Annotated in this window: 16 protein-coding genes; 8 read left to right on the top strand and 8 right to left on the bottom strand. The window is 41.9% G+C overall.

Annotated features, from left to right (window positions below):
* Positions 1–37: 37 nt before the first annotated feature.
* Positions 38–607: a hypothetical protein gene (locus ACE1CA_RS30730; protein ID WP_413276519.1), complete on the bottom strand. Its 570-nt coding sequence runs from the start codon at positions 605–607 to the stop codon at positions 38–40.
* A 216-nt stretch (positions 608–823) separates the two neighbouring features.
* Between ACE1CA_RS30730 and ACE1CA_RS30725 the strand changes: the two genes are divergently transcribed.
* From ACE1CA_RS30725 to ACE1CA_RS30715, 3 genes are all read left to right on the top strand, one after another.
* Positions 824–1159 (top strand): DUF565 domain-containing protein, encoded by a 336-nt coding sequence (locus ACE1CA_RS30725; RefSeq protein ID WP_413276518.1) that lies wholly within the window; start codon positions 824–826, stop codon positions 1157–1159.
* A 4-nt stretch (positions 1160–1163) separates the two neighbouring features.
* Positions 1164–2255: a glycerate kinase gene (locus ACE1CA_RS30720; RefSeq protein ID WP_413276517.1), complete on the top strand. Its 1092-nt coding sequence runs from the start codon at positions 1164–1166 to the stop codon at positions 2253–2255.
* A 142-nt stretch (positions 2256–2397) separates the two neighbouring features.
* Positions 2398–6021 (top strand): PAS domain S-box protein, encoded by a 3624-nt coding sequence (locus tag ACE1CA_RS30715; protein WP_413276516.1) that lies wholly within the window; start codon positions 2398–2400, stop codon positions 6019–6021.
* A gap of 222 nt (positions 6022–6243) precedes the next feature.
* Here the strand turns inward: ACE1CA_RS30715 and ACE1CA_RS30710 are convergent, their stop codons facing one another.
* The 4 genes from ACE1CA_RS30710 to ACE1CA_RS30695 form a co-directional block, all read right to left on the bottom strand.
* Complete coding sequence (locus tag ACE1CA_RS30710; RefSeq protein ID WP_413276515.1) at positions 6244–7344, bottom strand: NF038122 family metalloprotease; 1101 nt, start codon at positions 7342–7344, stop codon at positions 6244–6246.
* Between the two features lie 278 nt (positions 7345–7622).
* Positions 7623–9068 (bottom strand): protein adenylyltransferase SelO, encoded by a 1446-nt coding sequence (locus ACE1CA_RS30705; protein WP_413276514.1) that lies wholly within the window; start codon positions 9066–9068, stop codon positions 7623–7625.
* A gap of 150 nt (positions 9069–9218) precedes the next feature.
* On the bottom strand, positions 9219–9698 hold the full coding sequence (locus ACE1CA_RS30700; RefSeq protein WP_413276513.1) for a hypothetical protein: 480 nt from the start codon (positions 9696–9698) through the stop codon (positions 9219–9221).
* 55 nt (positions 9699–9753) lie between these two features.
* Positions 9754–12024, bottom strand: coding sequence for a RelA/SpoT family protein (locus ACE1CA_RS30695; protein WP_413276512.1), 2271 nt, complete (start codon positions 12022–12024; stop codon positions 9754–9756).
* 276 nt (positions 12025–12300) lie between these two features.
* Here ACE1CA_RS30695 and patD point away from each other — a divergent pair, with 276 nt between their 5' ends.
* The 3 genes from patD (at position 12301) to ACE1CA_RS30680 (ending at position 15252) form a co-directional block, all read left to right on the top strand.
* Positions 12301–12705: a heterocyst frequency control protein PatD gene (patD, locus tag ACE1CA_RS30690; RefSeq protein ID WP_413276511.1), complete on the top strand. Its 405-nt coding sequence runs from the start codon at positions 12301–12303 to the stop codon at positions 12703–12705.
* 172 nt (positions 12706–12877) lie between these two features.
* A complete protein-coding gene (locus ACE1CA_RS30685; RefSeq protein ID WP_413276510.1) occupies positions 12878–13441 on the top strand; it encodes a zf-TFIIB domain-containing protein in 564 nt (187 codons plus the stop codon).
* Between the two features lie 86 nt (positions 13442–13527).
* On the top strand, positions 13528–15252 hold the full coding sequence (locus ACE1CA_RS30680) for a dipeptide ABC transporter ATP-binding protein (RefSeq protein WP_413276509.1): 1725 nt from the start codon (positions 13528–13530) through the stop codon (positions 15250–15252).
* A gap of 64 nt (positions 15253–15316) precedes the next feature.
* Here the strand turns inward: ACE1CA_RS30680 and dps are convergent, their stop codons facing one another.
* From dps to nadD, 3 genes are all read right to left on the bottom strand, one after another.
* Positions 15317–15820 carry a DNA starvation/stationary phase protection protein Dps gene (dps, locus tag ACE1CA_RS30675; RefSeq protein ID WP_413276508.1) on the bottom strand — a complete coding sequence of 168 codons (504 nt, stop codon included), beginning with the start codon at positions 15818–15820 and terminating at the stop codon, positions 15317–15319.
* A 230-nt stretch (positions 15821–16050) separates the two neighbouring features.
* Entirely contained in the window at positions 16051–17064 is a 1014-nt protein-coding gene (locus ACE1CA_RS30670; protein WP_413276507.1) for a type I glyceraldehyde-3-phosphate dehydrogenase, read from the bottom strand.
* A gap of 116 nt (positions 17065–17180) precedes the next feature.
* Positions 17181–17816: a nicotinate (nicotinamide) nucleotide adenylyltransferase gene (gene nadD, locus ACE1CA_RS30665; RefSeq protein ID WP_413276506.1), complete on the bottom strand. Its 636-nt coding sequence runs from the start codon at positions 17814–17816 to the stop codon at positions 17181–17183.
* 318 nt (positions 17817–18134) lie between these two features.
* On the opposite strand from nadD, the gene murC reads away from it, so the two are divergent.
* On the top strand, positions 18135–19733 hold the full coding sequence (gene murC, locus ACE1CA_RS30660) for a UDP-N-acetylmuramate--L-alanine ligase (RefSeq protein ID WP_413276505.1): 1599 nt from the start codon (positions 18135–18137) through the stop codon (positions 19731–19733).
* A gap of 132 nt (positions 19734–19865) precedes the next feature.
* Complete coding sequence (gene murB / locus ACE1CA_RS30655) at positions 19866–20783, top strand: UDP-N-acetylmuramate dehydrogenase (RefSeq protein WP_413276504.1); 918 nt, start codon at positions 19866–19868, stop codon at positions 20781–20783.
* Positions 20784–20959 lie beyond the last annotated feature (176 nt).

The raw sequence follows: 20959 nt of genomic DNA, 5'->3' as shown, positions 1-20959 counted from the left end.
ATCTCACCTCCGGTCTTTTTCCCTCCTAAATTGAAAATCATGGTTGTAAAATTAACTGCCACTCGGACTTTTGGCGATTCCAAACGGGTGTAGATGTTTCGCCTACAATGTATGGACCCCAATAACGTCCTGAACCGTCTTGAGCAAAGGCAACTAAAACATCTCCCTTCTCTAGCTGTACAATTCCTTTAGGTAAAGAGAGAACTAAACCAGTTTTCGCACCTTCTTGGGGCGCAAAGTCCCAATGTCCTGGTTCGCCATATATTGATTGCTTAATGGTAGCAGACTGCTGTTTTCTCGCTCCTACCTGTATTGGTAAAAAGGCAACTCTTACCGGATAATTTGTTTGATTGCTCAAGCGTAAAGTTCTGGGAGGAGTTTTTACCTCACCTGTAGTTAGGGCGGGATTTAATCTTGCGATCGATTGGTTGTCGGCAACTGGCTCGGTTGTAGCAAAAGTGAGATTTGATAAGGAAACTGGGGAAACTTGCGGCTGTGTTTGTTCGATAGTAACGCTGATTTGCCACCGACTCAGGAGCAATACTACAAGTGCTAATACAGAGGTAAGACTAAAGATAGAGTAAAGTTGCCATTTCGGTAGATTCATAGTCTCTTAGATATAACTATTTTTAGGTTTAAGAGGTGATAGTTTTGTAATAACAGATCCCCGTTAAAATGAAAACGTATTTCAGCTAAATAAAACAACCTTTAACATTATTGAACTAGGCTAAGTAGGTTAATTCGCGATTCATCTAAAATTTACTGCCGAGGATTATAAGATATTAATTAGCTTCCCCTTTCTCTTCTTAAATTATGGCTGGCAATGCAAAACACTCGACTTAACACTTTCATTGTTTCTACTAGCAATCAGGTTGGCACTTGGTTTCGTAACCCTTGGCGACGGTTATCATTACAAATAATCTGTTTGTTGTTCGGCTTTTTTCTGGGAACGGCTATTTCTACGGAAACGGGACAATCTGCCCAATGGGATGTGTTAGCGGCAGGAATTTTGGTAATATTTACTGAGTTATATAGTAGATTTTTTTACACGGTTAGAAAGCCGGGAGTGCAACGCTCTTTATTAACTGAGTCGGTGAATTTGCTCAAAATTGGCTTAACTTTTAGTTTGTTTATTGAAGCGTTCAAACTTGGTTCTTGATGCTATGTCAGAATTAGACAGGGAATTATTGAGAGAAATTCTGGAAAGTTGGGTTTCTAGTAATAGTTTGTCAGCTTCTGCTTGGGAAAAACTAAAAGTTTGGGCTTTGGCAGATGAGTTAAGGGCAAAAGCTTTTGGGATTACTTCAAAAAATGTGGTAGAGTTGCTTGATTTACGATCGCACCTCTTCCCCCAACTCCACTCCCAAGTTATTGAATATTGCCAAAACAAAGGCTTTTCTAGTCGTGCCTTAATTCTAGAAACTCTCTGGGAATTATGGCTACCTTTGGCAATCCAGTTAGCAACTTGGCGGCGCGATTTACTATGTCCTTTAATTCAAGGAATTTTGGGCGGACAAGGTACGGGAAAAACCACTTTAGCAGCTGTTCTGAGTTTAATTTTAAAACATTTGGGTTACGAAACTCTGAGTATTTCGATCGATGACCTTTACAAAACCTACGCAGAAAGAAAAGAATTACAAAAACAAGACCCTAGATTAATTTGGCGAGGGCCTCCGGGAACTCATGATGTACAATTGGGAATTGAAGTTTTAACTCAATTACGTCAACAAAAAACTCCTGTAAAAATTCCCCGATTTGACAAATCTCTGTGGCAAGGTGCAGGCGATCGAACTACACCTGAAATAGTTGAAAAAGCTGATATTGTATTATTTGAAGGTTGGTTTGTTGGAGTGCGTCCGATCGATCCCACCACCTTCGATTCCGCACCTGAGCCAATTGTAACTTTGAGCGATAAAAATTTCGCCCGTGACATCAATTTTCAACTTCAACAATATCTCCCTTTGTGGCAACTTTTAGACCGCTTAATCGTACTTTATCCCGTCGATTATCGGCTTTCCCTGCAATGGCGCAAACAAGCAGAACAAGAAATGATTGCATTGGGAAAAAGCGGGATGACAAATGAAGTTATTGAGCAATTTGTGCAATATTTTTGGCGCAGTCTTCACCCAGAATTATTCATTAAACCATTAGTTAAAAACCCAGATTTAGTAGATTTAGTTATTGCAATTAATTCCGATCGCTCTCCGGGTGCAGTTTATCAACCAGGAACAACCACAGCTTTTAAAAATGAGTGAAATTTAATTAAACTGTAACCTTAAATCTAAAAATCGAAAAATAACTTAATTGCACTGGTAAAATAAATATCTTATCCTACAAATAAAGAACGGTTGCATTGTCGATTATCTTTACTCGCGATCGAGAGTTTTACTGTATTTTATGCCTTCAGTCCGTCCTATTTTTCTGCAACACTTTCCGGGTTACTCAGCAAAAATTCGGCTGTGGTGGTTGCTGGTAGTTCCGTTTGTGTTGCAAACTGTGGGGACAGTGGCGCTAGTGGGTTATCTTTCTTACCGTAGCGGACAAGAGGCAGTAGAAAACCTGGCTCATCAACTGATGAAAAATGTGGGGCAGCAAGTTACTCAAGAACTCGATCGCTATTTGCAAAAAGCCCATAATTTCAATCAACGGCAAATTACAGCGATCGAATCAGGAGCAATCAACCTACAAAACCTCGATCGACTACATCGATATCTCATCCTACAACATCGGCAGAATCAAGAACTGACAACCCTTTTGTTGGGAACTCCCCAAGGAGATTTCCGAGTCAGTCATCGCGTTAGCAAGAGAGATTACGGCGTAACGACACACTTAAAACCGGGAGAGTTGCCCTTTGAAGTTGCTATATCCAAAGCATCCAACCCTGCTATTAACTATACTTACAGTGTTAATCAGGCAGGGGACTTGGGGCACTATTTAGAAACAATTAAAAATATTGATGTGCGCGATCGTCCTTGGTATCGTCAAGCAGTGAAAACAGGAAAAGCAGGTTGGACTAGCCCATTTCAAATTAGTAGCACTAATATCCTAGCTCTCAATGCTTACACTCCTTTTTATGACAAATCACGTCAATTATTAGGAGTCTTTGCCGTCAACATTAGTCTAAATCAACTGAGTGACTTTCTCCGTCGTTTAGAAGTAGGACAATCGGGAGAAGTGTTTATTATTGAGCGCAACGGTTTGTTAATCGCCAATTCAACTAAAGAAGCTTCTTACTCAGTATCGGGGAAACCTGATTTAAGTGGAATATCTGAACCAGGAACTCTGAAATTTAAGCGTCGCTTACCTTCGCAAATTTCTAATTCGCTTATTCAAGATTCCTATCAGTATTTGAAGGCAAAATTTAGTAATTTGGCAACAATAAAATCGCCGCAAGCTTTGAATTTTCAAATACGTGGTAAAAGCTACTTTTTAACCGTTTCCCCCTATCAAGATAAATATGGGTTGGATTGGTTGATAGTAACAGTAATTCCAGAGTCGGATTTTATGGCTCAAATTCAGAGTAATACTCGCACAACTGTTTTACTTTGCTTGCTGACTTTAGCGATGGCGATCGCATCAGGACTAACTATTGCCAATCAATTTACTACCCGGATCTCTCGTCTAAAACAAGTCAGTCAGCAACTCGCAGCTGGAGATTTAACCCAGAGGTTGCCAGCTGATAGTTCAATCGTGGAATTACAAGAATTGGGGCAATTCTTCAATCAAATGGCAGATCGGTTAGAAGCATCTTTCGATCGCCTTCACAATGCCTTAGAAAAATCAGAAGGAAAGTTTACCACAATTTTTCGTGCCAGTCCTGATGCGATCTGCATCACTGATGCTGATGGACGGTTTCTCGAAGTAAACAATCGGATGTTAGAACTTTATGGTTATTCCCGTGAGGAAATGATTGGGCGATCGGCCCTAGAACTGGGTTTATGGATAAATTTAAAGGAACGAGAGCAGTTTATAGATTTGTTGACAACCCAAGGTTGGGTTTATAACATAGAGGTTTTATCTCAAACAAAGACTGGTGAAATTAAAACTTTACTACTTGCCGCAGAAGCGTGCGACCTCCAAGGACAAAATGCCGTAATAGTGATTATTCGGGACATTAGCGATCGGGCAAAGCTCGAAACTGCCTTACGTCAAAGTGAAGCCAAATTCCAGGAACTTGCGGCTGCATCTCCAGCGATTATATTTAGCCTCACAGTAGATGCCCAAAGGAAATTTCAATATGAATATTTGAATCCTGTTGCTGAGGTAATTCATGAAGTTCCGCTCGCCGAGCTACTTCGGGATGGCTCATGGGCTTTAAATCAGACTCATCCTGACGATCGCGCCCAGTTTCAAAAAGCAGTTGCTTATAGTATAAAAACCTTGCAACCCTTTGAGAATGAACGGCGCATCATTACCCCAAGCGGCAAAATTAGATGGCTCAGCGTGAATGCTCGTTGTCAACGACGAGAGACAGGACAGGTGGTGTGGCATGGAATTGCGATCGACATCACCGATCACAAACAAGCCGAAATCGCTCTGCTTCAATCCGAACTCAAGTTCGTCACGATTTTTCTGGATAGCCCTCAGCCAGCCTGGATTGCCACACTAGCAGAAGGACGTTGCATAGATGTGAACGACAGTTTCACTAAGGTTCTCGGCTATTCCCGAATTCAAGCGATCGGGAAAACCTGCGTTGAGATGCAGTTATGGACTGATTTGGCAGATTTTCACCACTTTCACGCATCTCTGCTTCAGTATGGCAGAATAAATAATTTTGAAGTCGAGTTTCGCACCAAATCAGGTGAAATAAAAACAGTGTTGCTGTTTGCCAAAGTCACTCGCTTGGATGAACAAAATTGTGTTATCGGGGTATTGAACGACATTAGCGATCGCAAACAAGCAGAAATCGCCCTACAAACCAGTGAAACCCGCCTCCGGTTAGCATTGAAAGCTTCTGGGGCGATCGCCTGGGAACGCGATCTAAAAACTGATGAAATGGTGTTTAGCAACACTGTCACGTCGCACATCCCGGACAAAATCTCCTATCAGCAAGCAATGGCATTAGTTCATCCAGACGATCGAGAAGTACTCGATCGGGCAAATCAAGAAGCTATTGCTCAAAAAGGCACATTTCAGATCGAACATCGCATCGCAACTTCCCTACAAAACCCGGAATGGCGATGGTTTCAAGTGAGTGCCAAAGTTCTCACTGATTCTACAGGTAAACCAACTCGGATAATTGGAATGTCAGTGGATATTACCGATCGCCACCAGCTTGATGCTATGAAAAACGAATTCGTTTCGATCGTCAGTCATGAACTACGGACACCTTTAACTTCCATTCATGGTTCTCTGAACCTTTTAAAATCGGGTGTCTTGAAAAATAAACCGGACAAAGCGCAACAGATGTTAGAGATTGCCGTAAACAACACCGATCGCTTAGTACGTTTAGTCAATGATATCCTCGATTTACAGCGATTGGACTCCGGCAAAATGCCTTTAGTCAAGGAAATCTGCCAAGTCAGCGATTTAATTGAGCAAGCGATAGAATCTGTAAGAGCGATCGCCGACCAAGCAAATGTTACCTTAGAATCGGCTTCCCTATCCGCTTCCGTTTTCGCATCTAGCGACGAAATCATCCAAACTTTAATCAACCTCTTGGGTAATGCGATTAAGTTTTCCCCATCAGGGAGTGTTATTTGGGTAAAAGCTGAAGTTATCAACCATAGCGATCGACGAATTTTAGCAAAATTCCCCGACTTAGAAAACCCGATTCCCGCTTCTTACATTTTGTTCTCGATCGTAGACCAAGGACGAGGCATTCCCACAGACAAACTAGAATTAATTTTCGGACGCTTCCAACAAGTAGATGCCTCAGATTCTCGCACCAAAGGGGGAACAGGTTTAGGGTTAGCTATCTGCAAAAATATTGTCCAACGCCATCAAGGATTAATTTGGGCAGAAAGTATCTTGGGACAAGGAAGCACTTTTTACTTTACCCTTCCCGTAGGGCAGGTTTAACATTTTCAACTTTATGGGGAATACTTATTTCCACGCTTGAAGCAAATGTCCTGTTTGCGATCGGGACATTTGCCTCAACTCAGATCTTGCACCAAGAGGCAGAGCCTCCATTTTTCGTTCCCAGGTTGAACCTGGGAACGAGGATCTGGGAGGTTCTACCTCCTTTGAGTGCAAGATCTGAGTCAATTCCCCATTACGTAAAGCCAATTGTAAACTCAAATTTTAGCTATGCCTTTTACCTTTTAATAAAAATCCTCCCCCAAGTACCATCAATCCTACTACAATGCTAGGCTCTGGTACCGAAGTGCTAGGCTCTGATATCGATCGGCGATCCCAACCGATCGCATCGAAAAGCATTAGATCGTTATTCGTAATAAATATTGGTTGCGATCGGCTCAAAGTAGGGTCCATAATACCTAAGTAATTACCTGTAAGACTATCATCTTTCCAGTGACTTGCTTGCCGTCCATCACCGAGAAACTCCCCTGTTGAAAAACTGGCAATTTTAGTAGTTCCACCATCAATAGAGAAGTATCGATCGGCTAAACCACCAGCAGTCAAATCAATAACACCATTTCCATATCGAATGCTGTTACTAGAAAAACGGAAAAAATCTGCTGTCGTGGGAAGATAGGCATTTTCTGTATATTGAGTAGCCTGTCCCAGAAAACCAGCAACGTAGTCAATGTCATCAACACTGCTGGTAAAACCTAAAGCATGACCAATTTCGTGTATGGCGACACCGATAAAATCAAATTTATCTGCATCGATCCCATCACTGCGATCGAAATCGAAATTAAACAAGCTACTAAAGGTGATCGAAGCATCGCTAGCAGCATTATCAGCAGAAAGTAAGCCCAGCGCTTTCGCATTAGCTCCTGTTAAAAAAGCGAAACGGTTATTATTACTATTATTGTTGTCAAAGTAGGGCGTTGCACTACCCGAACCATTAGGATTGTTTGCTGTGTAGTTGATCAACATATTTAATGCTGAACCTGTTGGCAGGTTACTGACAGCAGTAAAATCGTCAGCAGAAGTCGCATCTAAAGAGAGTGCATTACGCAACACACTGTATGGGTGAGAGTAAAATTCCGACCCAGCCTGCCCCAGAATGCCGGGAGCTAATGCTTGATAATCAATGTCAATGTTGACTGTAACTGGATCAATTAACAACTCAGACCAAATATCTGCGGCAGCCTGAAATCCAGCAAGGGCCTGTGAATCAATTCCGGGTGAATATCTAAGGTTGAAAGTCAGTGCTTGGGCAGCTGTTCCGCTGAAGTTGATTCCCGCTACCAGGCTAAAGGCAAGCGGAGTTAGCAACTTTGAGCAGATCCTATTAAGAGCAAAATTGGCTTTCATATTAGGGAATACTACTTAAAGTAGATGAAAATACTTAAAGCAATAGACTAACTACATAAATTTCTTTGTGTCCAGTAAATCCATCTATTTGTTAAATTTCTTAGCAAATAATTCGTTTTCGTAATATAACTTCACATAAATTATCTCTACTCGTACTTGAGTAAGAGAAAATACTTACAGCAGGTACAAAAAAACCCGGTTTCTGGGTGAACTTCAAAAACCTGGAATTTGCTGTATATTTAAATTCCTAATTGAATTTTTCTGATCAACTCATTAAAAGGTTCCCAATTATCTTCTTTAGTAATTGGTTGCCAAATCGCTTCTATTTGCGATCGAAGTAACGCAGTTTTTGGATTCCAACGCCTCATTCTTGCTTCCACTTCTGCCATTTCTGACTGAGGCAAATTCTGCAAAACTCGATGATACAAACTCCGCCAATTCTCCAAAATCTCCCGATTCTCCAAACTTGGGAAAAAGTCCGGTTCGCTCAAAATCGAATTAACATCTTCGCGCCAGTTCCGAGAAAACAAATCAGTAATTTCTGAGAAAAACCCATGATAACTCACCTGAGTATCTGCTAAAACCTGAATAGTTGATTTAAATAACTCTTCTCCCTCTGGCATTTGCAGATTTTCTAAACCTAACTTTCTCAACATTAACTGTTGATAATGCTCTGCATAATATTCCGAAAATTTATCCAATGCTGCTTCCATATCTGCCTTTGATATTATTGCTCGCAAAGGCACTTGCAACATCTCCAAATTCCAATGACAAATTGTAGCTTGATAACCGTAACAATAACGGCTATAATAATCAAAATAAGCGGCAGTAAATAGGGGATTATAAGTAGGAATAAAGGCATAAGGGCCATAATCGAAACTTTCCCCAGTAATTGACATATTATCGGTATTTAAAACCCCATGACAAAAACCTGCTGCCATCCATTGCGCTACTAATTGGGCTACTTTTTGCACTAATTCTGCATAAAATAAAGCATAACGTTCTGATTCATTTTCTACGGTTAATAAATGAGCATAATAAATATCAATTACATGATCTAACAGCTTTTTAATTAAATCGTTGCGTCCGATATAATGGAACCTTTCAAAAGTACCAAAGCGGATATGAGAACGACTGAAACGCACCATTACTGACGATCGAGTTGGTGAAGGTTCATCGCCACGCCAGAGAGATTCCCCAGTTTCAATCATGGTCAAACAACGAGAAGTTTTCACACCCATTTGATGCAAAGCTTCTGCTGCTAAAACCTCTCTCACTCCCCCTTTTAGTGTTAATCTGCCATCACCACCACGCGAGTAAGGAGTCCTTCCTGAACCTTTAGTTCCCAAATCGTAAAGTTCGCCATCTATGCCGCGAACTTGTCCATAAAGAAAACCTCTGCCATCTCCCAAACCTGGGTTATATTCACCAAATTGATAGCCATGATAACGCAAGGCTAAAAATGGTCTAACAGCTTGAAATTGACCAAAAGCCTCGGTAAAATCTTCATCTAAAACTTTTTCTGGATCTAAGCCTATTTGGGGTAGTAATTTGTCATTGCGAAACCGCAAAATATGTTGGGGAAATTCCGCTGCGGGAACGCGATCGTAGTAATCTTCACCCAAATTTTCTAATGCTGGTTCGTATTTCAAATTCAAGAAAGGATTAGCAGCATTTAATTCCATTTAATCTACCCCAACATAACTACTCAGATCCCCGACTTTTTAAAGAAGTCGGGGATCTAGAAACTAGAAAAAAGAGGCTACTGTAAAAACTAGCCTCTAAGATCACCATCATGAGTTTACCAGTTAGCTAGAATTCTTGCCTGTCGGTGTTTACCGACGGTTTTGGTTTGGTGGGTTTTGCTGGTTTTGTTGATTTTGTTGAAATTGCGCTTCCAACTTTTTCAGTTGTTCTGGGGTCAAAACATCTTTGATTTGTTGGCTAGAAGCCTGTAAAATTGGGCCGATGCGAGTTCTCTGTTCTTGAGAAAGATTTAATTGCTGGAGAACAATTAAAAGGTTTTGACCAGAACGCATTCCTTCTGTAAATGCAGGACGCTGTTGCGCGGTTAACTCTTTCTCAATTTTTTGTTGTCTGTCGATCAGAATACTCTGGATTTTTTCTACTTGAGCATCGCTTAAACCCAAAAAATCTTTAATAGTTTGGGGTTGGCTGTTTTGCTGCTGACTGTTTGCGGGTGGAGTAGTATTTTGTCTCGGCGCTTGTTGTGCAACCGCAGCTTGAGAACTCATTGTAGCGAGGGCTACAACGCTGGCGAAGATAGAAACCAGCTTGGTGGAAGAAAAAGCCATTCAAAAAATCCTAAAAAAAAGAACAACAATGTGATTTGATGAAAGAAAGTATTATCTATTCATCAACTTGGCTGACGCGACGTAGGTTTAGGATATCACTCATTTTTTTAATTTGAGTGAAGATGCGCTCTAATTGCTCATGATCGCGGATATCAATACCAAGATCGATTAAGGCTGGTCGGCCTTCGTAAGTCCGAACCTGAGCATTTCGCACGTTGATGTTATTATCTGTCAAGCGGGACAGAATATCTTTGAGTACTCCTACGCGATCGATCACTTCAATCTGAATATTAACTGGATAAGTTTGAGGACGACGAGATTCCCTATCAACGGGATTCCAGCCAACGGGTACGAGCCGATCGCCTGGTACACTTTCCACATTGGGACAACCCTGCCTGTGGATCGAAATGCCTCGACTTCCTTTAGTCACCACTCCCAGAATTGGTTCGCCGGGAAGCGGGTTACAACACCCAGCTAAATGATGAAGCAATCCCTCAATGCCAACAATGGGAGAACAGGAACTACTGTAACTGGACTTACTATTGTTGGGATTCGGTAAAGAACGTGACGTTGTGGGTAGTGGAGAAGTTTCCTCTGTTGCTGGTGCGATCGGTTGCAAGGCTTTAACCGCTTCGCGCATCCGATTCACCACCAAATTAAGAGTAACTTCACCGTAACCTAAAGCTGCCAGGAGGTCTTCGACGCTGTGATAGTTACATCGTTCCGCAACAGACTGCATTTGTTCGGACTTGATCACTGCCGAAAAGCCACTTTTGCCAAATTCCTTTTCTAACAGTTCTCTTCCCCGTGCCACATTTTCGTCCCGATGCGATCGCTTGTACCATTGCCGAATTCGGTTCTTGGCGCTAGTAGTCACTACAAAGTTTAGCCAATCTAAACTCGGATGACTATTTTTCAGAGTAATAATATCGACGATATCGCCATTTTTCAAGAGCGTATCTAACTGCACCATTCGACCGTTTACCTTCGCACCAGCGCAGTGATTCCCTACTTCTGTATGTATCCGATAGGCAAAATCTACTGCTGTCGCACCTTGCGGCAAAGAAATCACATCTCCTTTGGGAGTAAAAACGAAAACATCATCAAATTCTAAGTTATCTTTGACGTTTTCTAAATATTCTTCCGCATCTTTCAGTTCATTTTGCCATTCCAGCAGTTGCCGCAACCAAGTAAATTTTTCTTCATCAGCAGTAATCCGACCTCGGTTAGATTTTCCGCTTTCCTTATATTTCCAATGCGCCGCAATCCCATACTCTGCTACATGGTGCATTTCCATCGTGCGGATTTGCACTTCTACAGGTCTACCAATCGGTCCGACCACAACCGTATGTAAAGATTGATAGCGGTTAGGTTTGGGTAAACCAATATAATCTTTAAACCGACCTGGAATCGGCGTAAATGAATCGTGAACTACAGCCAAAGAACGATAACATTCCTCGTTTGTTTCTACAATTAAGCGAATTGCTGCTAAATCGTAGATTTCGTGGAATTCCTTTTGCTGTCGCTGCATTTTTTGGTAAATGCTGTAAAGATGTTTGGGACGACCACTAATATCTAATAACTTAATTCCTGCTTCATCCAATCCTTCTTTGAGGATATCTTGGACTTTACCAAGTCTAGCTTCGCGATCGGTCCGTTTTTCCGCGACCAATTCTTGAACTTGGCGATAAAATTCTGGCTCTAAATATTTAAAAGATAAATCTTCTAATTCCCACTTAAATCTACCGATCCCCAAGCGATTTGCCAAGGGAGCAAAAATTTCTCTAGTTTCGGTGGCAATGCGACGGCGTTTTTCATCAGACAGATGTTCTAAGGTTCGCATATTGTGGAGGCGATCGGCTAACTTCACCACAATCACCCGAATATCCTTAGCCATCGCCACAAACATTCGGCGGATATTCTCCGCCTGTCGTTCTGTCTTACTCGAAAAGTTATGGGAAAACTTAGAAAGTTTCGTGACACCTTCCACCAATCTGGCGACTTCTGCACCAAAACGCTGTTCAATTTCTTCAACCGTAACATCCGTGTCTTCTACCACATCATGTAGAAAACCTGCCGCTATCATCGCACTACCGCCACCCAAATCGCGTAACAACCCTGCTACAGCAACGGGATGACAAATATAAGGTTCTCCTGATTTCCGGTATTGACCTTCATGGAGTTGGTAAGCAAATTCAAATGCACGACAAATTAAGCCTGTATCAGTGTTACAGGCTTCGGGGTTGGCACAATTAGCAGATAAACATTCCTGTAGCCAGTCAGGAATGACACAATTGATGACGGGAGTTGGTGCGGCTGCGTTCATAATGTCGAACTTCAAACCTTAAGGATAAAAAGATTTCAACAAATTTGGTCAAATCAACTTATGAGCAATTTTGTCCGAAGCGAGTTTATCGCCCTTACCAGGAGTGAAAATAGCATTCATCCAGGATTCTACTTTAAGAATATTGTTAACTAGAGGAATAAGAACTGCTTAAATCCTAAAACTTGGCTTAAGCTATTTCCCATCCTTAGTTAAATAACCTTCTGCATTTAAGGAAAACTTTCGTTTACATAAGATTGTATCCCAACGATTTACCGAATGTTGCCTAATTCATTTTGCGATCGCTATCAGAAGTTTTTACTAGCTATTGAGCATTGCCAAAATCTGCTCAATAGTTACTCTTCTAACGTACAATCACCTGAAAATCAACAAACGGCAGCCATAAACTCAGATATACAGGAATTAAAATCACATTTCGCTCAATTACAGGCAATTTTTACCCAAGAAATTGCCACTTTAAGTTTAGATGACCTCGAACCCGCCATAGTCTCTCGCTTACAATCCTACCTAACCGAAATCAACAAGCAACTTCAACTACTAGGAATTGATGTCACCTTTTTACAAGCTTCTCGCCAAAAAGCAACAGCAGAAACAAAAATAACCCAAATCCGCACTCGTCTGCAAACCTTAACAAATTACTGTCAAGCGATTTTAGACTTTTAATTTTAGATCGATCGCATAGCAAAAATCGGAACGGTTCTATTTAGGCACTTGCATCAAGAGACAACGCCTAGTTGAACTGGGAAACACAGAGAAGTTCTACCTCTGGTTAAGCTCTGGTAATATCAAAACTGATTCAATATTATGGAAGAATTTCCTAGAGGATTGAAAAACCGTGCAATGTCCCAAAGACCAGCGTGTAAGCTTAGTTGATGGTACTTTATCCGATAAATTAACCGTCAAACATTGTCCAGATTGTCAGGGAAACTGGATTTCTACCGATAACTACGAAGCATGGATATTATCTCAAACCCCAAAATTAGCTGAACCAAAGCTAATGGATGAGTCGGCTAAGGAGTTGAATTTTGTTCTCTCTCCTAATGACAATCGTGCTGCACTATGTCCAGAATGTCAGCATTACTTAACAAGAGCGAGAGTTTTCTATAAACGCTGTTTTTATGTCGAGCGTTGTATGCACTGTGGCGGATTTTGGTGCGATAAAGGAGAATGGGAAGTTTTGGAAAAGTTAGGTTTACATACTAATATTGAACAACTGTTTTCTCATGAATGGCAATCAAGGGTGCGAGAGTTGGAATATGCAGAAAGAGAACGTGAAGCTACTACCCAAAAACTTGGTGACAAAGTAGCAGAAATGGTTTTTGAATTAGCAGAAATCTTAGAAAATCATCCTAATGGCGATTTTGGCGTTGCTTACTTAATGCGGCGATTTAATAAGTAATGTTATTGGTTACAGCGATCGCAACTAAAATCATTACTAAAAACTTAATTATCATGACATAACAAATAACAAAGGACTAATGGCTAATGACTGATGAAAAAGTTCTCTTTGCTGTAGAAAATTTGCGGGTAGCTTATCCTCAGTATTCATCAATTTCCGAAAAGATTCAATGGGCTGTTGATGATGTTTCTTTTACTTTAAAGCCTGGGGAACGTCTGGGATTAGTGGGAGAATCTGGTTGTGGAAAGTCTACTTTGGGACGTGCAGCAATGCGTTTGTTACCTGCATCAACGCGCATTGAAGGAAGAGTAACTTTTCGGGATCGATCGGTTTTTCAACTTTCATCTTCTGAGTTACGTCGCTTTCGAGGAGAAGCGGTAGCATTGATTTTTCAAGACCCCATGACTCGCCTCGATCCCCTGATGACTATTGGCGAACATTGCATTGAAACATTGAAAGCACATCAACCAAATTTGTCTTCCCGCGAGGCTAAGGAAAAGGCAATTGCTACGTTAGAAGCGGTGAAAATTCCTGCTAGTAGATGGGCGCAATATCCTCATGAATTTAGCGGGGGAATGCGGCAAAGAGTGGCGATCGCCCTAGCCCTCCTCCTCAACCCTAAATTAATTGTAGCAGATGAACCAACTACTAGTTTAGATGTTACCGTTTCCGCACAAATTTTAGATGAATTAACTCGGCTTTGTCGGGAAAGAGAAATGGCTTTATTATTAATCTCTCACGACTTAGCAATGGTGGGGGAATATTGCGATCGCATGGCTGTAATGTACAATGGAAAAATAGTTGAAACTGGAAAAACTGACTCGATTATTTATCATCCTCAGCATCAATATACGCGATCGCTCCTGCAAGCCGCTTTACATTTACAAGCAGTTGATGAGAAGGAAGCAGGGGAGCAAGGGAGCAGGGGAGCAGAGGAGCAAAGAGGTAAAAATCCGATTTTGCAAGTTAAGGATTTGAAGCAATATTACACTTTAGAAAGTGGTTTTATCGAAAAATTATTAGCTCGGAAAAGTCAAACTATTAAAGCTGTCGATGGAATTAATTTAGAACTTTATCCAGGGGAAATATTAGGATTAGTTGGAGAATCTGGTTGTGGGAAAAGTACTTTATCCCGGACAATTTTACAATTAATTCATCCTACCTCTGGAAAAGTGGAATTTTTAGGCAAAGAACTTACCACTCTTCCCCGCGAGTCAATGCGACTAACTAGAAGAGAAATACAAATGATTTTCCAAGATCCCCATGCTTGTTTAAATCCTCGGATGACAGTAGGACAAAGTATCAGCGATCCCCTATTTATTCATAAATTAGCAACTCCTACCGAGGCAAAAACTCAAGTTTTAGAAATGTTGAAAAGAGTGGGATTAACACCAGTAGAAGAATACTACGAACGATATCCCTCAGACTTATCTGGAGGACAACAACAAAGAGTAGCTATTGCTAGAGCTTTAATAACTCGACCAAAATTGGTAATCTGTGATGAGCCAGTAAGTATGTTAGATGCTAGTGTACAAACCCAAGTTTTAGAATTAATGTTGGAATTAAAAAGAGATTTTGATTTAACTTATTTATTTATTACTCACGACCTTTGGGTAGCGCGGTTTTTCTGCGATCGCATCGCCGTCATGAATAGCGGTAAAATAGTAGAAATTGGCCTAACTCACCAAATTTTCACCAATCCTCAACACCCCTACACTCAAACATTGCTAAAAGCTGCACCTTTGTTGGCAGGAGAGCAGGGGAGCAGGGGAGCAGGGGAGCAGGGGAGCAGGGGAGAATTAAAAACTTAAAACTGTCCAACTCTTACTAACTCAAAACCCAAAACTCAAAACTTACCCCAGTCCCCAATCTTCTCTAACCTTGCAAATGTGCTTCTAAGAACCACAAACGCTTGTCGATCGCACGGGAAACTTCTGTGTAAAGATCGGCAGTATCAGCGTCACCTAAACTGTTAGTTTTGTCGATCGCATCCCGAACCAACTTAGCATAAGGAGCATAGCGTTCTGCCAAAGCCGTAACATGGGATTGACCATCAGTAATATCAAAAGGGAATTCTGGCAGAATAGAATGTTCAGCAGCGACGCGGGCGGTCCCTAAAGCATAGCCACCTAAAGCTGTGATCCGTTCTGCGATCAAATCAATAAACTCTTCTAACTCAGTTGCTAGTTCATCGAACAACTCATGCAACTGGTAGAAATCCAAACCTTTAACATTCCAATGGGCTTGCTTCACTTGAGTCTTGAGATCCAAAGTAGTAGCAAGACTTTCGTTGAGAATGATAGCAACTTGCGATCGTACTTCCTCTGGGAGATCGATCCGAGTTGGGTAAAGGCGCGAAGCTTCTGGATGGTAGCTCATAAGTTTAGCTAGTATTTTGATGAAAACCAAGTTTGTAACCAGCGTCTCGCTGAATCAAACTCAGCTATTGTGAAGAATATTTTAATTATTACTCAAAATTCGATGTTGCAGAGATAATCCAAATTAAAAATCAAGTAGGGAGAGGCTTTACTCTTCCCTACTTGAGAAATTTTCACATCTTAAGATTTAAGAAATCGATATTAACTCAATCGAAAATCCCAAATCTAAAATTACTTAACCCACTTTTTACCAACCAATTCTGCCAAATCGACAACCCGTTGAGAATAACCCCACTCGTTGTCGTACCAAGCAACCACTTTCACCATGTTGCCACCCATAACCATAGTTAGGCTGGCATCGACGATCGAAGAAGCATCATGACCTTTATAGTCAGAAGACACCAACTCTAAATCGCTATATTCGAGAATACCCTTCAATGGCCCTTCAGCTGCTTCTTTGAGAGCTTTGTTAACTTCTTCCGCAATAGTTTCCTTCTCCACCAGCACCACCAAGTCCACGATCGAAACGTTGGGAGTGGGAACGCGGAAAGCAATCCCATTAAGCTTACCCTTCAATTCTGGCAACACTAAAGCCACTGCCTTAGCAGCACCAGTAGAAGTAGGTACAATGTTCATTGCTGCTGCTCTTGCCCGACGCACATCCCGGTGAGAAGCATCCAAAAGACGTTGATCCCCCGTGTAACTGTGGGTAGTGGTCATCGTACCCTTGATGATGCCAAAATTTTCATGAATTACCTTAGCCACTGGAGATAAGCAATTAGTGGTACAGCTAGCATTGCTGATGACTACGTGCTTATCATGGTCGTATTCATGATCGTTTACCCCAACTACGAAAGTGCCATCATCACCTTTTCCTGGGGCTGTAATCATCACCTTTTTCGCACCAGCTGTCAAATGTTTAGATGCTCCCTCTTTGCTGGTGAATACCCCAGTAGATTCAATAACTAAATCGATTTCCCAATCTTTCCAGGGCAAGTTTTCTGGATTACGGTCTGAATAACACTTAATCGTCTTGCCATTAAGAATGATCGAATTCTCATCGGCACTAACATCCCCAGCAAACGTTCCTAGCATCGTGTCATATTTCAGCAAGTGCGCGTTTGTTTTCGGATCGGAGGTGTCATTAATTGCGACTACCTCAAAATTACTATTTTCTCTTCCTGCCCAGCAACGCAAGAAATTACGTCCGATGCGTCCAAAACCGTTGATCGATACTCTTATCACTGCGTCTTGCCCTCTGTCTACTGTAATGATAAAACCCAAGTATTGAACCACATCATATCGCAAAGGGTGTACCAAAAGAACGTTTTTAAGCTATTTGGGATCGGAGGAAATCTCAGTTAAATTTTTTCTTTTTCATGTTCTTGGTAAAGTTGCTGATTCAGGATGTAAGTTCTGACTGCTTCGGGAACTAAGTAACGGATGGAGCGCTGCTCTTGGCAGTAACGGCGAATTAAACTGGAGGAAATAGCTATTGGTGGGACTGATAAAACCTGCCAGCGGATGGGTATAGATTGAGTTGTTAGTTGCTCGACTACTGTTTTACCGATTAATTCTAGTTCGATGTTGCTGCCTTCTTTCCGAGGCGCGACTAACCAATCGCATTTGGGGATCAATTCTTGACGACGATACCAGCGTGGTAAAGTAGCGAAAGCATCTTGACCGACAATCCAATGCCAGTGAGTCTGGGGATAAATTGCTTGTAGGTGAGTTAGGGTTTCAATGGCGTAGGAATATCCGGGAGATTTGGTTGTTATGGGAGAGAGAATAAAGGTTGGACGATCGGCGATCGCCAATTGCACCATTTCCCGACGTAACTGAAAATTTAATTGGGCAGATTGTTTGTGGGGCGGAGAGCGATCGGGCATCCAAATTACCCGATCTAATCCAAACCGATCGAGAGCCGTTTCCGCAATCAATAGATGTCCCCAATGAATTGGATCGAATGTACCTCCAAAAATAGCGACTTTTTCCATATCCAAACATCACATTTTTACTAGCTCCTCAGCAAATTGGTTCTCGACTTGCTAGACTGTGCAGACTAAACTTATCTCCCTTGGCTTAAATCTCCTGAATACTAAAACAGAAAAGTTCTAACTACACAGCAGATTACAAACATTCCGCAATCCCATAGTGATAAATCATCATAATATCTAAAAAGCTCAGTTTATGAAAAACTGTGCAATCTTAGCTAATAGATTCTGCTTTAATCGGTATCGTGAAAAAATATTTCCTGCTATGATAACGCCTGTTATCTGTGGTGTGTGGTTTTATGTGGTGTGTAAGGAGCTACGATGCTAACTTCAGTAGATTTTAGTGGCAGACCATTTCACTTCATCGGGATCGGTGGAATTGGGATGTCAGCACTTGCTTATGTGATAGCCAAGCGCAAATTACCCGTGTCTGGCTCAGATATTCGTTCTAGTCATATTACCGAGCGTTTACAAGCAATAGGCGCTCATATATTTGCCGAACAACAAGCAACTAATTTAGAATTTTTCAGTTCTAGCCCTAACTCAAGTCGTGCAGATGCAACCAATGTTCAATTAGGAGAATCAGCCAACGGCGCAGCTTTCTTGGCAGCTTCAGGTGTTAGGGGTCAGGTGATAGGGGATGGGGAAGAAAAAACCCTAACCCCTACCCCCTATCACCTAACCCCTTCCTCTTCAACAGTATTACCGCAAGTTGTTTGTTCTACGGCGATTAATCCCGCCAACAGCGAATATCGAGCGGCATTAGATTTGGGTTGTCCAATTCTCCATCGCTCTGATTTATTAGCGGCATTAATTCAGGATTATTACAGTATTGCCGTAGCTGGTACTCATGGCAAAACTACTACTAGCAGTATGGCTGGATATGTGTTGCTAGAAGCAGGTTTAGACCCAACGATCGTAGTTGGGGGAGAAGTGACAGCATGGGGAGGCAATGCTCGTTTAGGTAAGGGCAAATATTTAGTTGCTGAAGCCGATGAGTCTGATGGTTCGTTGGTAAAACTTGCCTCGGAAATTGGCATTATCACCAATATTGAATTAGATCATCCCGATCACTACGAAAGCTTAGCCGAGGTGATTGACACTTTTCAAATATTTGCTCGGCGTTGTCAAACTACGATCGGTTGCATAGATTGCACAACAGTCAAAGAACACATCAAACCTGCAATTAGCTATAGCTTACAACCAGAAATAGGCGCAGATTACACCGCTGATTGTGTAGTTTATCGAGGCGAAGGAACCACTGCAAGAGTTTGGGAACGAGGTAATATCCTGGGACAGTTGAACTTGCAGTTATTAGGAAAGCATAATCTTAGCAATGCTTTAGCAGTTGTGGCATTAGGTCGTTACTTGGGCTTGGAATTTGAGGCGATCGCTAGTGCTTGCGCCACATTTTCAGGAGCCAGTCGCCGCTTTGAAAAACGTGGCGAAGTTAACGGCATTCGCTTTATTGATGACTACGCTCATCATCCCAGCGAAATTAACGCCACCCTAGCCGCAGCAAAGATTCAAGTTAATGGATTAGATTTTCCCCAAAACAGAGTTGTGGCGATCTTTCAGCCTCACCGTTACAGTCGTACCCAAACCTTTCTCAAAGAATTTGGTCAGTGTTTCTCCAGCGCTGACTTAGTAATAGTTACCGATATTTACGGTGCTGGTGAACCAAAACTAAATGATATTAATGGTGAAAGAGTAGCTCAAGAAATAGGGCTGCACCATCCCCAGGTTGTCTACCAACCTTCCTTAAAGGCAGTTGCTCGCTTTTTGACGGAAAATCTTCAACCAGGCGATCTGGCAATCTTTTTAGGCGCAGGAAACCTAAATCAAATTATTCCCGAAGTAGTAGCTTTTTATGAACAAACTGCTCAAGGAATGCCTCAAGAATATCGCCTGAGAGCCTAAGCTTGAGTCAAAAAATCTCTCTGCCTTCCTCCGGTATACAAACATGGGTTAGGAGCTATGACTGTCTCAAAAGACCTCGTTAACGGCCTAAATGTCGCTAGATTCCAGGGTCAGCGGCTGAAAATAGACAACATGAAAACAGAAAAAATTTGTTTGCCTGGTACGGAGTGTTTAGTAAAGTCTCAAGTTTCTTTAGCTAACTTTACTTCGTTTCGGGTAGGTGGACCAGCTGAATGGTTGGTTGCACCTAAGCATTTAAATGAATTAGAAGCCAGCTTTGAATGGGCATTAAAACAGGATTTACCCGTTACTCTTTTAGGAGCAGGCTCGAATTTACTGATTAGCGATCGCGGTTTGTTCGGTTTAGTCATCTGCACTCGCCACCTCCGCTACGCTTATTTCGACCAAGAAACCGGACAAGTAACAGCAGCAGCAGGCGAACCCCTAGTCCGTCTCGCCTGGAGAGCCGCTGAATTGGGCTGGTCAGGACTAGAATGGGCTGTAGGTATTCCGGGTACAGTCGGTGGTGCGGTAGTCATGAACGCAGGCGCTCACAATAGTTGTACGGCAGATATTTTGGATAATGCTCATGTACTCTCCCCCAACGGCTCTCTAGAAATTCTCACCCCAGAAAAACTAGGTTACAGTTATCGTACCTCCCTGCTACAAGGAGACAAACGGTTGGTGACACAAGCTACCTTTCAATTGAAACCAGGTAACAATCCTGCTACAGTTATTGCCACCACTGCTCAACACCTGAAACAGCGTCATACTACCCAACCCTATAACAAACCTAGCTGCGGTAGCGTCTTCCGCAACCCAACTCCCCACAAAGCTGGTTGGTTGATCGAACAAACTGGCTTGAAAGGTTATCGAATTGGCGGTGCAACAGTCGCTGAACGTCATGCTAACTTTATCCTTAACTGCGGAGGAGCTACAGCAAACGATATTTTCCAATTGATTCAATATGTACAACAGCAAGTAGAGCGTCATTGGTCTTTATCGTTACAACCAGAAGTGAAAATTTTAGGTGAGTTTCAGCCTATTTAGACTTTTAGCTTCGCTAACAGGTTCAATATGACAGCAGATTATTGGGGCGCTAAGGTAACAGGGAAGAGGAGGAAAAAGATGGGGAGACAAGGTGACAAGGTGATTGGTTCCCCAGAAATAGTCATGGGTGTAGTCTAAACCTCCTCCAAAATACCCTGTTGCCCGTTCCTTTAATT

Origin of the sequence: Floridaenema evergladense BLCC-F167 (assembly GCF_041929205.2) — a bacterium.
GTDB lineage: Bacteria > Cyanobacteriota > Cyanobacteriia > Cyanobacteriales > Aerosakkonemataceae > Floridanema > Floridanema evergladense.
The sequence above is the reverse complement of the archived record's forward strand: the minus strand, read 5'-3'. Positions and strand labels throughout refer to the sequence as shown.